The following is a 15,630-nucleotide window of genomic DNA, read 5'->3' on the forward strand; positions in this document are numbered from 1 at the left end:
CATTAAAATGACAATTTTTACTAATTATGCAAAAAAAGGCTTGACGTATTTTTTAACTTTGCTAGAATACGCCCCACTTAGCAAGAACTCGTTAGAGACTTCTAAGGCTCGTTGTAAGCGATTAAACACTTACAGCCTATTCTCCAATAGCTCAGTTGGTAGAGCAACGGACTGTTAATCCGTGTGTCCCTGGTTCGAGCCCAGGTTGGAGAGCCACATTTTAGTAGTAAATTTCTTGAGTCAACTTTGATTCAATTATGGCATTTGCCAAAACCCTCATCAATTTGATGAGGGTTTTTTTATGCGTATCATTTAGGGTCTGTTGAACATTCAAATATTAGGACTGCTGATCACTAAAATCGCATCAAAATAGGCGTAAACTGACGATAATGTCGAGACCTTAACTAGGCTTGCAACAACGTTTGAGGTGATTTTAGCATCAGCCTTTCAGGGCAGGGCTATTTTTTGCCAATACCACATTTTGAATGTTCAACAGACCCTAATATTGGTTATCTATTTTGCCAATTTGATAAGCGCTAATCACTACTTTATTTCATACTCGATTATGACAATCATATTCAAAAGCAAATATCATTGTCACGATAAAATATTACTGTAGTAAGTTTTCTATTGGCTAGCTTAGCTTGGCAACATTGTTAGCATTGGCAACCATAACACCAATGCCAACAGTGTCACTAACAACACAGGCGGCGTGATCAGTAGACCAATCTTTATGTACTGTCCCCAGCTGATTTTGTAGTCCTTCTCTGCCAACACATGTAACCATAGCAAAGTAGCAAGACTGCCAATCGGCGTAAACTTAGGGCCCAAATCATTGCCGATGACATTGGCATAAATCATTAGCTCTCGTGTTGCTGCAGGCACTTGTGCTTGATCAATCGCAAGTGCGCCGACTAGGGTCGCTGGCATATTATTCATAACAGAAGCAACTATGGCGGATAAGAACCCTGTTCCAACCGTAGCAATGACTTCGCCTTGTTGTCCCAACCAGTTAAGTACTTGCGCACCATAGGCCGTAAGCCCCGCATTACCCAAACCATATACCACCAAATACATGCCGATCGAAAATAGTACGATTTGCCAAGGTGCCTTGCGTACTACATCGCTCACCGAGACCACCGCACCACGCCCGCCTTGCCATATGCGACCAGCGATTGCCATTAGTGCAACAGCAGCGATACCTGTGACCAGTGAAATAGGCAGCCCCAACGGCTCTGTTGCAAAATAGGCGAACAGTAGCAAACCTAATAGTGGAAAAGCAGCTCGGAATACCAATGGATCGGTAATAGCAGACTCTGGAGCGCTGAGCTCGCTAGTCGAGTACGTTTTTGGAATATGACGTGCGTAGACAACCCACAATACCAGTAGCGTCGCTAATACAGACACTATATTGACTGGTACCATCACCGCGGCATAACGACCGAAACCAATATCGAAATAATTAGCACTGACAATATTGACTAAATTTGAGGTAACCAATGGCAGGCTTGCCGTATCAGCGATAAAACCTGTCGCTATAATAAATGCCAGAGCTGATGGTGGCGAAAATTTCAGACGTAGCAAGATAGCGATGACGATCGGAGTCAGTAGTAGCGCTGCACCATCATTGGCAAAAAAGGCAGAAATAAAGGCGCCGAGCACGACAATCATCGGAAACAATAAGCGCCCTTGTCCATTGCCAAGGCGTGCCACATGTAATGCGGCCCAGCCAAAAAACCCTGCCCGATCTAAGATAAGCGAGATGATAATCAGCGCTACAAAAGTAAAGGTCGCATCCCAGACAATATTCCAGACAATACCCACATCTGATAACTGCACGACGCCAAGCGCTAACGCGACTAAAGCACCACCCATGGCGCTCCAACCGATACCCAATCCTTTAGGTTGCCAGATAACTAAGACTAAAGTGACCACAAAAATAGCAAATGCAAGCATTGTACGACCTTACTTAAGCTGATTTTATTCAGCCGATTTAATATAGGAAATTAGATCGATTAGGAGGTTAGATCGATTTTTGATTGACGCGGCTCGATAGTTCTTCAGCACTCTCGACGCGTTCTGAATAGCGATCGGTGAGATAGTCTGAAAGTCCACGTGTGAGCCAAGTAAACTTCACTAGCTCCTCACAGACATCAACAAGGCGCAGATATAATGGAGACATATCCATGCGATTGTCGTCGTTGAACTCTAAGAACGCTTTGGGTATCGAAGATTGATTGGGGATAGTGATCATCCGCATCCAGCGCCCAAGAATACGCATCTGATTAACCGTATTAAAGCTCTGACTACCGCCGCTGACTTGCATCAGTGCTAGGGTTTTACCTTGAGTTGGACGTACGCCACCTAGGGACAGCGGTATCCAGTCGATTTGCGCTTTCATGATACTGGTAATACTGCCGTGACGCTCTGGACTGACCCACAGCATGCCTTCTGACCACTGCGCCAGCTCCCGCAATTCTTGTACTTTAGGATGGTCTGAATCTACATCGTCAGGCAACGGTAACCCAGATGGATCAAACATTTTTACTTCACAACCATACCAACGTAGCAATCGGCTAGACTCTTCAGCGGCCAATCTAGAAAACGAGCGTGCACGGACAGAACCGTATAGCACTAATATTTTCGGTGGATGACGTGAGTCATTTGGCGCAACCAAAGAATCAATGTCGATAGGCTGAAGATTATCTATATCGATATTGGGTAGATCATCGAGGCCAGATTCTGGCGAAGCAGTAGGATCAACTGCTAATGTTTGGTCAACCTCAGTGTTTGTCATGAGTAACAACCTCGCCGTCTTCTTTTGTGAAGCTACTTACTGGATTGGCTAACAACTCAAACACACGTTCAGAAGGACGGCATAGAGCAGCGCCTTTATCAGTCACCACGATAGGACGGTTGATTAAAATAGGATGCGCAATCATAGCATCGATAATTTGATCGTCAGACAACTCAGGATTATCTAGACCAAGTTCATCATTGATAGTTTCTTTGCTTCTTAATAGTTCTCTAGGCGAAATCTGCATTTGTGCCAACAGCTCCACTAAACGGTCGCGCGTTGGTGTATTTTTCAGGTATTCCACCACTTCTGGCTCTTCACCTGATGCTTTAATAATGGCAAGCGTGTTACGAGATGTACCGCATTTAGGATTATGAAAGATTAATGGTTTCATAGTGTTTACACCTATTTTATGTATTTATTGAATTGATAATTGGTTTAATCATTACTTTACTCAGCAGGCTCATTTACTCTGCAGCCGCTCAGGCTATCCATGAGTGACGCACATAATTCTGGATGTCCTGCACAGCAATCTTGCAACAGGAACTGAATGACGTTATCCATATGAGATAGCGAAGCACGATAGATAATTTGTCGGCTATGACGCTGTGAGACTACCCACCCTGCCCGTGCCAGCACCGATAGATGGGCTGACATTGTGTTATGAGGAACAGAGAGCTGACGGGCTATTTCGCCCGCAGGTAGGCCTTCAGGCTCATGGCTGACGAGCAGCTTAAAAGCCTTTAAACGAGTATTTTGAGAGAGCGCAGCAAAGCTTGCGATAGCATTAGTTATTTCCATATGTCCAATAATACAGACATATTAAAATAATTCAATGTTTTACAGATATTTTTATTCTAAAAAAGATATATCTGTGTGATTAAACTATATATACCAACGAGTAAAAGCGATTAATCAAATAGTGAAAATAATGATCACTTCACCTTTTCAACCTAAAATCCTCTACGTTTAGCCTTATGTAAATAACAAGTTTAATATATGTTATTGTATATTGATGACACTTATAAGTTCATGCTAGATTGAATACAAGTTTATGCAACAGTAAAACTATATTTGGCTGGTAGCTCTCGCTCTGTACTGCCAACAAACCTGATCAAAATAACTATTATGATTAAAACAACTATGATTAAAACAACAATAAGGAAATGATCATGCTACTAGAGAAAATTAAGACACCTGGACTTTCGCACTTATCCTACTTGGTAGGCTCTGGCGGTCAAGCAGCGGTAATTGACCCACGTCGTGACTGTGCGATATATGTAGAAAAAGCGCGCGCAGCAGGGCTTGAGATTACTCATATTTTTGAGACACATCGTAATGAGGATTTAGTTTCTGGCGCACCTATCTTGGCCGTAATGACAGGAGCAACCGTTTTACATGGCCCCAACCCAGAACAACCTGTTGTCTACGCTGAGACCGCACGCAATGGTGATTGCTTTTCAATTGGCCAATTAGAAATCCGTGTCTTAGAAACGCCTGGTCATACCGATGATCACCTTGCTTATGCGCTGTTTGACACGGCGTACCCAGATAAGGCGGTTGGCATTTTTACTGGCGATGCGCTTTTTGTAGGTGATGTCGGTCGTACTGACTTCTATCCCAATCGTCGTAGAGAAGTTGCAGGTTTACTTTATGACTCGTTACAAGACATTTTAACGCTCGGTGATCAGGCGATTATTTATCCGGCTCATGGTGCAGGGTCAGTCTGTGGTTCAGGTATGGCGGAGCGAGAGTTTTCTACCGTCGGTCATGAAAGAATGAACAATCCACGCTTACAGATTACTGATCGTGAGACATTTATTGACTTCAAGACGAGCGAAAACCATTATCAGCCACCCTATTTCAGATTGATGGAGCGCCTTAATATGGAAGGTGGTGAAGCGCCTCCAGTCGTTATGCGTCCGCGTAACCTTTCACTTAAACAGCTTCATGACTGCGATGCTGATCATCTCATCGATATTCGTGAACCAATGGCGTATGCGTCAGGACACCTGCCCGGTTCTATGAGCTTACCTGTCAATATGCTACCTGCGTTTGCTGGATGGTTTATCGAGGAAGGACAAAGCTTAGCACTGATTGCCTCTAATGAAGAGCAACTTGCGACTGCGATGGAGCATCTGGTACGTATTGCTTTTGATAATATTATAGGTGGCTATGTAGGTGTCGTCCCTGCTGCTGCAAAAGGTGAGCAGATGCAGCAAACCCCTATGATCGATACAACCGAGGTAGAGAGTCGCCTTAATAATTCTCAGAACTGGACATTGCTCGATGTACGCGATATCGATGAGAGGAATACCAATGCGATCGAAGGCTCACAGCATATCTATGTTGGACACCTGAACGAGCGTTGGCATGAGCTTGACCAAAGTCGCCACTATACATTGATATGTGCCAGTGGTGCTCGGGCAACGATAGCAGCAGGATGGCTCGCTAGTCGAGGTTTTGAGCACATTGATATCTATTTAGGGTCAATGGGTGCGTGGCAAGCAATGCATGAGTAACTCTTTACCCTTAACTAAAATCTACAATGAGCTAAACGCATTATAAATTCCAGATAATGCGTTTAGCTCATTTAAAATGCTGTATCAAAGATAAATACGATGACAACCCTACTTTTATTCAATATAAGACTGATATAAAAGAAGGGTCGTCGTTTTAGCTGACTTCTAAGTGATATGACTTAAGTACAGATAAATCATAGCTCTAGGTTCTAACTCTTACTATATTTCCTTATCTGACTTATCACTCATAAAACATAGATACATAAAAAACAGACACAAAAAAACCTCAAACAATCTAATGTTTGAGGCGAAACTTGCTTAAACCCAAAGGTCTAAATTCGTTTTAAATATGGCGCAGCGGACGGGACTCGAACCCGCGACCCCCGGCGTGACAGGCCGGTATTCTAACCAACTGAACTACCGCTGCTTAGGTCTCTTAGCTTGTTTAGCCACTTGCTAAGAAGTGGTGGGTGATGACGGATTCGAACCGCCGACATTCTGCGTGTAAGGCAGACGCTCTACCAACTGAGCTAATCACCCTTCGAACAATTGCTAGGCAATTTATTCAACATCAACTGAGCTCTTAAGTTTGTCACTAAGCTCTGCTGCTGTGGGAGTGTATTATATAGATTTACTGTTGGGTGTCAAACAGTATTTACGACTTTTTTAGATATTTTTTCTATTTTTATTAGAATATCTAGCAAGCATTTGTTTTTATTGGCTTTATATTTTCATACAAACCCAGTGTTTTTTAGGTTTAGTGCTTATTTGTTAGCCAGTGCTTGCTCGATGTCGTTTTTAATGGCTTCTGGCTTGGTCGTTGGTGCATAACGGTCAACAACTTGGCCTTTACTATCGACTAGGAACTTGGTGAAATTCCACTTGATACCATCTGTTAGCACGCCACCCTTTTGTTCTTTTAGCCATTCATAGATAGGATGAGCATTTGCGCCATTGACATCAGTCTTTGCCATCATTGGAAAACTGACACCATAGTTCTTTTGGCAAAACGCACCAATCTCGTCATTGCTACCTGGATCTTGGCTACCAAATTGGTTACAAGGAAAACCGACGACAACCAGTCCTTGATCCTTATACTGTTGATATAGTGATTCTAAACCTTCGAACTGCGGCGTAAATCCACATTTGCTTGCGGTATTGACGATTAATAATACTTTATCTTGGTAATCTGAAAATGCTTGCGAGTTACCATCCATGCGCTCAGCCGTAAAATCATAAATTGTGCTCATCATTTATCCTTAAATTGAGGTTTTTATTGTTTTGGGTGTTTATGCACTACTTCTTTTTCTATCATACACATAATAAAACTATTGAAAAGGAAGCACCGTGCACTTCCCTTTCACGTTTCTAATACTACTTAGACTACTTACTTCTCAGACTTATCTAAATCGATAGATACTGAGTTAATGCAATAGCGCATGCCTGTTGTCTCAGTAGGACCATCAGGGAATACATGGCCTAAATGTGCGCCGCAGTTGCTACAAGTGACTTCGGTGCGAGTCATGCCTAGCGAGTTATCGACGTGCTCTTCAATCGCGCTGTTATCGATACCTTGGTCAAAACTTGGCCAGCCACAGCTAGCATCAAACTTATTACTTGAGTCAAATAAGCTTGCGCCGCAACCTTTACAACGGTAAACGCCATCATCAGTCGCATCGTTATATACACCTGTAAATGGACGCTCAGTGCCCTTCTCACGCATAATATGATACTCATCAGCGGTTAAACGCTCTTTCCAGTCAGCTTCAGTCAACTGGCTGATTTCTTCTTTACTTAGTTGGTTGTCTTGCATAATTTATCCTTATTCGAGTATTTATTATCTAATCTCGGTAACTATTTTATCGTCATATGATTATGAGAACGACGTGCTCTATCTGTTGGTTATCGGCACACTATTCAAGGCATATATAAGAAAAGTACTCTCTATATTGTGAGATAGACAGCATGATTGAAGAGATTAACTGAGTTAAATATAGCAAATTAATTTTAGATAATAGTGGGTAAAGATGTAATTTTGATACCTATACATTTTATGCTCTATATAAGGGATTTAGAGTTATATAAATATAAGCCAAATGTTAATTGCAAGATATACTTTCAATTACTAATGGAGCTGATTGTAAAAACATTTGCAAATTAACTATCAATGCAATAATATCTTGCATTAGTGTTCAATTAAAATGTTTAATATATCTCTACATTGAATAATTACTAATTAACAAAGGCTCAAACGACAATGTCTGACGACAATAGCAAAAGTACGCAAGCGGAACGACTGGTACAGTTGCGCCGTGACAAAGGATTTACTGCTGAGCAGCTAGCACAAGCCATGACAGCCGCTGGTGCAAAAGTGAGTCGTGGCGCTATCTCAAACTGGGAGCGCGGTACCAATGGCATTGTCTCATCCAAGCTGCCTACACTTGCACGTATTTTGGGCTGTAGTGAAGGCTACCTATTGCGCGGCGACCTCAATAACGAAGCTATTGATACAGACGAGTCGACATCATCTATAGAGCGCAGTGAACATCAAGAAATAGGCCCGACTTCACATCCTCAGTCACGTATTAAGACAACTGATGCTCAATCGACGACACCTTATCCTGCTAGTAAAAACTCAAAAACCAATTCGACAACCAATCCGAAAAACGGTCATGCTATGAACACCATAAAAAAGTCTGATAAATTACAAAACGTTTGCTATGACATTCGTGGTCCTCTATTGCAGACTGCCAATAAGATGGAAGCAGAAGGCAAACGCATATTAAAACTAAACGTGGGGAATCCAGCGCCTTTTGGCTTAGAAGCCCCGCATGAGATTTTGCGTGATGTCGCTATGAACTTATCTGAGGCAACTGGCTATTCAGACTCGCAAGGAATTTTCTCAGCACGTAAAGCTATTTTGCAGTATTACCAGTCTAAAGGTTTGTTATCGGCCGTTGACGTACGTGATGTGTATTTGGGCAATGGGGTTTCTGAGCTTATTGTCATGACCATGCAGGCATTGATGAACGATGGTGATGAAGTCCTAATTCCTATGCCAGACTACCCGCTTTGGACAGCAGCGGCCAACCTCGCTGGCGGTACTGCTGTGCACTATCGCTGTAATGAAGAAGACAACTGGCACCCTGATATTGAAGACATTAAGTCTAAAATCACGAGCAAAACAAAAGGTATCGTGGTTATTAACCCAAATAACCCAACAGGCTCCCTTTATAGCGATGAATTATTAAAGCAGATCATTGAAGTCGCTAAAGAGCATGACTTGATTATCATGGCTGATGAGATTTACGATCGTATTCTCTATGATGATAATGTACATACGCCGATGAGCACCCTAACTGACGACGTGCTGGTACTCTCTTATAATGGCTTGTCAAAGTCACATCGTATTGCAGGATTTCGCTCAGGTTGGATGATGGTATCGGGCCGTAAGCAACACGCAGCTGACTTTATTGAGGGCTTAGATATGCTCGCATCCATGCGTCTTTGCTCTAACGTGCAAGGACAGTATGCTATTCAAACAGCGATGGGTGGGCATCAGAGCATGCAAGATCTGACTTCTGAAAAGGGTCGCCTATATAAGCAACGTGAAATGGCCGTCTCACGTCTCAATGCTATCAAAGGTATTTCTTGTACCATGCCTCAAGGCGCGTTTTACTGTTTTCCAAAAATGGATCCAGAAGTTTACCCTATCACCGATGATATGGACTTTATGATGGACTTGCTCGTTGAAGAAAACGTATTGATGGTACAAGGTACTGGGTTTAACTGGGACAGACCTGACCATTTCCGTTTGGTGTTCTTGCCTAACTTGCTTGACTTAGAAAATGCGATGGATCGACTGGACAGATTTTTTGCCAAAAAACGCCAACAGTTTGGTACGGACTAGATATTTAATTGTTAAATTGATTAAAAAAACGCTTACTAGCATGATGCTAATAAGCGTTTTTTACTACTTGCAATCAGTAAGTTCTATGTCACTATTCGATATCTTACTAAAAGATATTTTTTAGAACAATATAGCTGATCGCTGATAACCCAGCGGCGACTGGTAACGTAATTACCCATGCCAAGCCGATTGGCTTCATAAGCTTCCAGTTGGTATCTCTATTAACGATACCAATACCAAGTACCGCGCCTACTAGCGTATGAGTACTTGATACAGGCAGACCCATAGTCGATGCGCCCATTACAACGGCAGCAGCAGCCAATTCAGCTGAGAAGCCTGAAGCTGGATGCATTTTCGCTAGGTTAGTACCAACGGTTTGAATAACTTCTTTACCGATGAACCACAGACCAACGATTAGTGCCACACCAAAGGTCAACATGACCGCTGGTGGTACCGCCGCTTGTGAAGCTATCTCATTAGTACGAATAACGTCCATAATGGCGGCAAAAGGACCAACTGCATTGGCGATATCATTTGAACCATGACTAAAAGCAAAGGCCGATGCAGTAAATACCTGCATCCAACTAAACATAATGAATGTTGCCTTGGTCAAATCTTCTTTATGCTTACCGCGGATACTTTTGGTATAGATAAAGGTAGCCAACCAAACAAGGGCTGCTATCATTCCCATGATCAAAAAGCCCTGCAGCGTGGTCAGGTTGCTATTGACGTTTTTCAAGCCTTTGAACACGACTAAAGACGTCATAACTGCTCCGCCCATTGCAGCAATGATCGGTACCCACTGCTTAAGCGCTTTTAGCGTATCAAGGTTACTACGCTCGTTCTCAATCTTATATAACTTTTTATAGTAGTCAGTCTCTAAGTCTTCAACAAGACAATCATCATCTTTATATATTTCTTGGTCTCGGAGCATCGCTGATGTATATGCTAGCTGCTCTGACTCTGTCAAACTGTCCAAAAATTCTTTATGATTTTGCTTAAGTATTTTTTTATTGGCCTTTAGCTCGCCAATATGTGCTTCTGTTTTATCATTATACTCAATGATGTTTTTCTTAATTTGACCGTATAAAATATACGCTAATATACCGCCTAATAACGGTGACAATACCCACGAAATAGCAATCGTGCCGATAGTACCCCAATCTACTGTAGATAATGCAGCACCGCTACCGCCCAAATCAAAACCTAATACAATAGAGCTACCTACTACCCCACCTATAATAGAATGAGTAGTTGATACTGGTAAACCCTTACGTGTGGCAAATAGCAGCCAAAATGCAGCGGCAATGAGCGCCGATAGCATGACGTAAATAAACTGATTTGGTGTGACTGTCAAACCATCCAAGTCAACAATACCTTTTCGAATGGTATCAGTCACTTCCCCACCTGCTAGCACAGCACCGGACACTTCAAATATAGCTGCCACTCCTAATGCCTGAGGAATGGTTAACGTACCTGCACCAACTGAAGTACCAAAAGAGTTGGCAACGTCGTTACCACCGATATTGAATGCCATAAAGACACCAAATGCGGTAGCCACAATAAATAGCGTCGTTTGTTGACGCATGGTGTAATCTAAACCCCACCACAAAAAGTAGATGGTCATCGCAATCAATAAAATGGCAAAAAATAGATTTACTTTCATAGAGCCAACTGATTGGGTTGGCTCTGTAGAACTGTTGCTAATACCCATACGTTGATACGTCCTGCGTAAGCTGATTGAAATTATATGCGATTAATAACATTGCGCAGCTATACAAGCAAGCTTTGATAAGCCGCCCTAAAATAGGATTGTACAAATGCGCAACGTGTTTTCTGAATAATGCGTTTTTTAACGTGCTTTACTGCCTGACCCTAGGCTCAACTACCTCTGTTTCATTTAGGACGCTGATATATTCTCTCTAAAAAAAACGTCAATCCACATATCACAAAGCCACAAGGTATATTGCTCAATCATTTGATTACAGCATCTTGCGGCTTATATTTCTGGTGGTATTACTGTTTTTTACTGATACATAGGTACGGCAATAATGTCTTTCAAGTATCTGTACTTATCATAAAATATGCAACTATAAAGATAATTCATGACATAGTAGAGAGTATTGCGGCCCTATTATATTAAATATAATCACATAATGCATAATGATATTGCAAGATTTGTAACTGCGAGTCTATACGGACAAGGTTACACTCTATAAAAGACAGGATGGCTCAAATATGTTTCGAGCCATCCTACTTAGAAAATACTTGGAAAATACAGTTGTATAAATCTATGAGAGTCCTTAAACCTCAGGCATTTCTAACAACTACTTGATTTCAGTAAGTGCAGACAACTGCTCAATAGCATGATCTAACACGTCTAAACGTGCCTGACGCTTTTCGTTGGTCGCAATGATACACCATGGCGCTGTCGTTGTATCTGTACGTGCCAGCATATCTGCTGCAGACTGCACATAGTCTGACCATTTATCACGGTTACGCCAGTCATCATCCGTTAGTTTAAATTGCTTATGCGGTGTGTTTTGACGATCTTCAAACCGTTTAAGCTGCTCTTTTTTATCAATGGCTAGCCAATATTTGATAACCAACGTTCCTGCTGCTGCCAAATCTGCCTCGAAACGATTGATTTCACCATATGCTCGTTGCCACTCATCAGTAGACGCAAATCCTTCGATGCGCTCAACCAACACGCGCCCATACCAAGTACGATCAAAAATGGCGATACGGCTGATACGATTCGTTTGTTCGTCAGGCAATCTCGTCCAGAAACGCCACAAGTAAGGATGCTGGGTCTCATATAACATCGGCGCGCCAATATTATAGATTTGATACTCGCGAGGATCTAGCGGAGCAACCAATCTTTTGATTGCACCGCCCTTGCCGGCAGCGTCCATTCCTTCAAAGGCAAACACAACATGCCGACCTTGGCGTGCACGTAACAATTCAGCGAGCCTTGCCTGCTTCTCTGCCAATGCCTCACGATAGTCGGACTTACTGATTTTTTTATCTTTAATGGACATCAGCTGCTTAGGTATTGGTACAGGTTCAAACTGTTTTTGCTTAGTATCTGAGTTAAGTTCCAGTGTCTCGGACTGGGAATGGTTTTCTGACGTTTCGTTGTCATTGTCGTTGTCATTATCATTGCTATCTGCCTGACTACTCACCAGCGCGGTTTGCATAGCATGTAGCACCAAGTGACAAAAGTTATCAGCGGCCTCTAACTTATCATCACCATCAATGATGACCCAGTCATCCTGTTGGCGTAGCAAAGTCGCGGCCACCTCATTAAACTTCTCGATGACTTGCTTATTGTTCCAATCAATTTGATACAAAAACTGCGGATCTGCTTCATTATCCTTTAAGCGACTGTGCAGCGTTTCGATATCAACATGAAACCAGCATTTTAATAATTTGGTTTGATTGCCAATGAGATCCTTTTCAAATGCTTTTAGCGTGTCTAACTGCTGCTGTAGATAGTCTTGCCACTGAGCGATAGGAAGCAAATTTTTATCTGTCTGATCTTTATCATTTGACAATGCTTCAAGGTTCTCATTATCTGACGTCGCTAGTCGCATGACATTGTATAATAAATCAGCATACCAGTTGCCGAAATACACCATGACATCACCATGGCGTGGCATGGCGCTGGTATGCGCTTGCCAAATGGGTTGATAATTCAATGGCGAATGACCAATGGTTGCCTCAACTTTAAGCAGCCTTGGATCCACCCATTGCCTTAACTGCTTAACGGCGGTACCTTTGCCAGCCTGCTCCATTCCGTTAACCAGTACCAATAGACCTGTTGGCTTATTGAGGGTCGGCGTCGTTTGCTGGCGAGTGGCTTTTAAAGCATACTGAGCCGTCACCAATGCCAATCTAAGCGAATCCTCATCCAGTGAAAACTGACTTAAAGGATTGGGCTTTAGACGCTGCTCCACAACTTGCGCACTAAATTGCGTACTTACCGCTTGTGGTGCTTTTGGTTCAGTAGTATCATTTTTTTGAGACATGATTACACTCGCTATTATTGTTATTAGGCTGTTTACCTTTAGATGGATTATGAGATAACTTTCAATATGTTTACTTCATAGCCTTCTTTAGCTAAAAGACATGACTTTGTTGAGAGAAAAATTACTTTGAAATCGTCTTATAGTTCGTTTTTATCTCATTTAATCATAGCACTGAGCCAATCGAGTAAATAATATTGCTATGTAACAGATTGGCATTTGTATTCTTAATTATTTTCTTTTAAGGTGAACACAATTTTGGGTATAGGATAGAACCGTTGTTAAAGACCTTACAACACTGAACAACCCTACTTAGATTTGATAACCCTATTTACTTCTACAGGATTCACTGCCATGACCGCTTTAGCCGACTTACAACAGCATTTGACACGTTTTTGGGCATTGCCTCATCATCAAGATGAGAAATTAAGTACTAAGCTTAGAGAGGTACAAAAATGGCAACAAGCGCGTATTCGTCAAACTCATCGTGCACTATTTGAACAACCCAAAAACCAGCTAATGGCAGATTACTTTCTGACTCAACTATATGGTGGCGATGAGTTCAAACTATTAGCAGAGCAGCTCGCACGTATTCTTCCAAAAGCGAAAAAGCTAGAACGTCTTGCTAAAGAATCAGCATTAGAAGCTGGTAGTATGGGCATTCAAGCCGCAATTTTTGCCATTGAGCTAGATTTACATTTAGCCCAGTGGCTACTTGCTCAGAACTTGCCGGTAAATGAAGAGAATATGTTAGCCGCCTACCGCGCTGTCGATGAAGAAAAAGAGCGGCGAGTACAGATCGCTAATTTAAAAGATGTTTGTTATCGAACGGATAAACACTTAAATTCATTTATGCTCAAAAAAGCCTTCGCACTAGCAAAGAGCACAGCCTATCGTCATAATTTCCAACCACTTTATGATTTTATAGATGCAGGCTTTAAAGCCATGAAACCTCTGAGCAGCGTCAGCGATTTTATCGAGCCATTTTGCAAGCGTGAATTATCAATTGTAGATCAGGTTCATGATGCGGATAATGGCAGTAAGCCGATAGCGTTTGGTGTATCATAAGGTCAATGCGATAAATAGTCAGTTGGCGCTTACTGTCTAACGGCTTACTTTCCAGACAAAGACAATCATAAAAATAAATTCTAGGACAATATGATGACTGACAATTTAAAAGATAGCAGCGCTCATTCTAATCAAGCCACAACGACCAATGGTCATTTGCAAGATAAACTGGTAAAAGAGAGTATTGCTCATAATCAACAGATCAGCGCGCAGATATTACGTAACCAAACAACCAATGTCGTGCCGAGCGAGAATAATAGCCCTGTTAATGACGACAATAGCGACTTTACCAAAGTTCAAGACCTACCAACTGGAACGCCGCAAGGCCAACAAACCACTATGCCAAACAACGATAAAACGACTCGCACAAACACTTCAAAACAGACAATAAAACAAACGCTATTCAATCAGCGTGATGATATCAATAATCCGCATACGCTTGAAACAGACGGCAATGAGCAGACGCATTTTGGCTATAAGACAGTCAATAAAGCAGAAAAACAAGCACGTGTGGCTGACGTCTTTACCTCTGTTGCCAAAAAATACGACATCATGAATGACTTGATGTCATTCGGTATTCATCGTCTGTGGAAACGCTATGCGATTAGCCTGTCAGGCGTGCGTGCTGGTCAGCATGTACTTGATATCGCGGGTGGTACGGGCGATTTGGCCAAAGTATTTAGCCGTGAAGTTGGTAGAAATGGCCACGTGGTACTATCTGATATCAATGCTGCGATGCTAGAAGTAGGCCGTGAGCGCCTGATTAATGCTGGTTGTAATAACGTTGATTTTGTATTAGCTAACGCTGAAACGTTGGCCCCTTTTGATGACGAAAGCTTTGATTTGGTCACTATTAGCTTTGGTTTGCGTAACGTCACAGACAAAGATGCCGCGCTAAAATCTATGTATCGCGTCCTAAAGCCAGGTGGTCGTCTATTGATTTTGGAATTCTCAAAGCCAGTATTTGAGCCACTATCTAAAGCCTATGACTTGTATTCATTTACCGCATTACCAGTGATGGGTAAGCTGATTGCTAATGATGCTGAAAGTTATCAGTACTTAGCTGAGTCAATTCGTATGCATCCTGATCAGCAGACACTTAAGCAGATGATGCAACAAGCTGGGTTTGAGAACTGTGACTATCATAACCTGACTGCTGGTATCGTGGCTGTCCATCGCGGCTTTAAAGCGTAACGCTAAATTACGATTGGCAAGACCATTACGTTTAACAGACCCTATTGAACCTAACACGAACATACTATGCGCTGATGCAGCTAATGCAAAGGCGCTCACTTACCGATGCGA

12 protein-coding genes and 3 tRNA genes are annotated in these 15,630 nt (G+C 42.1%); 5 read left to right on the forward strand and 10 right to left on the reverse strand.

The features are described 5' to 3' along the window. Positions 1-140: 140 nt before the first annotated feature. Positions 141-216, forward strand: a tRNA-Asn gene (locus DXK30_RS02730). 423 nt (positions 217-639) lie between these two features. Here the strand turns inward: DXK30_RS02730 and DXK30_RS02735 are convergent. The 4 genes from DXK30_RS02735 to DXK30_RS02750 all read right to left on the reverse strand — a co-directional run bounded on the left by DXK30_RS02735 (position 640) and on the right by DXK30_RS02750 (position 3,598). Beyond that, positions 640-1,956 carry an arsenic transporter gene (locus DXK30_RS02735; RefSeq protein WP_114700351.1) on the reverse strand — a complete coding sequence of 439 codons (1,317 nt, stop codon included), beginning with the start codon at positions 1,954-1,956 and terminating at the stop codon, positions 640-642. 67 nt (positions 1,957-2,023) lie between these two features. Next, entirely contained in the window at positions 2,024-2,797 is a 774-nt protein-coding gene (arsH, locus tag DXK30_RS02740) for an arsenical resistance protein ArsH (RefSeq protein WP_114700352.1), read from the reverse strand. Next, positions 2,784-3,191: an arsenate reductase (glutaredoxin) gene (gene arsC, locus DXK30_RS02745; RefSeq protein ID WP_114700353.1), complete on the reverse strand. Its 408-nt coding sequence runs from the start codon at positions 3,189-3,191 to the stop codon at positions 2,784-2,786. Before arsC ends, arsH begins: the two co-directional genes overlap by 14 nt. Before the next feature lie 56 nt (positions 3,192-3,247). Beyond that, complete coding sequence (locus tag DXK30_RS02750) at positions 3,248-3,598, reverse strand: ArsR/SmtB family transcription factor (protein ID WP_114700354.1); 351 nt, start codon at positions 3,596-3,598, stop codon at positions 3,248-3,250. A 371-nt stretch (positions 3,599-3,969) separates the two neighbouring features. On the opposite strand from DXK30_RS02750, the gene DXK30_RS02755 reads away from it, so the two are divergent. Then, the gene (locus DXK30_RS02755; protein WP_114700355.1) at positions 3,970-5,319 is read left to right on the forward strand and encodes an MBL fold metallo-hydrolase; all 1,350 of its coding nucleotides are present in this window, start codon (positions 3,970-3,972) and stop codon (positions 5,317-5,319) included. A 350-nt stretch (positions 5,320-5,669) separates the two neighbouring features. Here the strand turns inward: DXK30_RS02755 and DXK30_RS02760 are convergent. The 4 genes from DXK30_RS02760 to msrB form a co-directional block, all read right to left on the reverse strand. Then, positions 5,670-5,746, reverse strand: a tRNA-Asp gene (locus tag DXK30_RS02760). A 37-nt stretch (positions 5,747-5,783) separates the two neighbouring features. Beyond that, positions 5,784-5,859 (reverse strand) — tRNA-Val (locus DXK30_RS02765). A gap of 224 nt (positions 5,860-6,083) precedes the next feature. After that, on the reverse strand, positions 6,084-6,569 hold the full coding sequence (locus DXK30_RS02770; protein ID WP_114700356.1) for a glutathione peroxidase: 486 nt from the start codon (positions 6,567-6,569) through the stop codon (positions 6,084-6,086). 137 nt (positions 6,570-6,706) lie between these two features. After that, complete coding sequence (msrB, locus tag DXK30_RS02775; RefSeq protein ID WP_057760931.1) at positions 6,707-7,132, reverse strand: peptide-methionine (R)-S-oxide reductase MsrB; 426 nt, start codon at positions 7,130-7,132, stop codon at positions 6,707-6,709. A gap of 444 nt (positions 7,133-7,576) precedes the next feature. Here msrB and DXK30_RS02780 point away from each other — a divergent pair, with 444 nt between their 5' ends. Further along, positions 7,577-9,229: an aminotransferase class I/II-fold pyridoxal phosphate-dependent enzyme gene (locus tag DXK30_RS02780; RefSeq protein ID WP_114700357.1), complete on the forward strand. Its 1,653-nt coding sequence runs from the start codon at positions 7,577-7,579 to the stop codon at positions 9,227-9,229. Positions 9,230-9,335: 106 nt separating this feature from the next. Here DXK30_RS02780 and DXK30_RS02785 read toward each other — a convergent pair whose 3' ends face one another. Next, positions 9,336-10,943, reverse strand: coding sequence for an inorganic phosphate transporter (locus tag DXK30_RS02785; RefSeq protein ID WP_114700358.1), 1,608 nt, complete (start codon positions 10,941-10,943; stop codon positions 9,336-9,338). A 613-nt stretch (positions 10,944-11,556) separates the two neighbouring features. Beyond that, entirely contained in the window at positions 11,557-13,260 is a 1,704-nt protein-coding gene (locus DXK30_RS02790) for an ATPase (RefSeq protein WP_114700359.1), read from the reverse strand. A gap of 351 nt (positions 13,261-13,611) precedes the next feature. Between DXK30_RS02790 and DXK30_RS02795 the strand changes: the two genes are divergently transcribed. Both DXK30_RS02795 and ubiE read left to right on the forward strand, forming a co-directional pair. Further along, positions 13,612-14,325 carry an FFLEELY motif protein gene (locus tag DXK30_RS02795; protein ID WP_114700360.1) on the forward strand — a complete coding sequence of 238 codons (714 nt, stop codon included), beginning with the start codon at positions 13,612-13,614 and terminating at the stop codon, positions 14,323-14,325. Between the two features lie 93 nt (positions 14,326-14,418). Beyond that, on the forward strand, positions 14,419-15,519 hold the full coding sequence (ubiE, locus tag DXK30_RS02800; RefSeq protein WP_390178019.1) for a bifunctional demethylmenaquinone methyltransferase/2-methoxy-6-polyprenyl-1,4-benzoquinol methylase UbiE: 1,101 nt from the start codon (positions 14,419-14,421) through the stop codon (positions 15,517-15,519). Positions 15,520-15,630: the final 111 nt, after the last annotated feature.

Origin of the sequence: Psychrobacter proteolyticus, assembly GCF_003350005.1 — a bacterium.
GTDB classification, from domain to species: Bacteria; Pseudomonadota; Gammaproteobacteria; order Pseudomonadales; family Moraxellaceae; genus Psychrobacter; species Psychrobacter proteolyticus.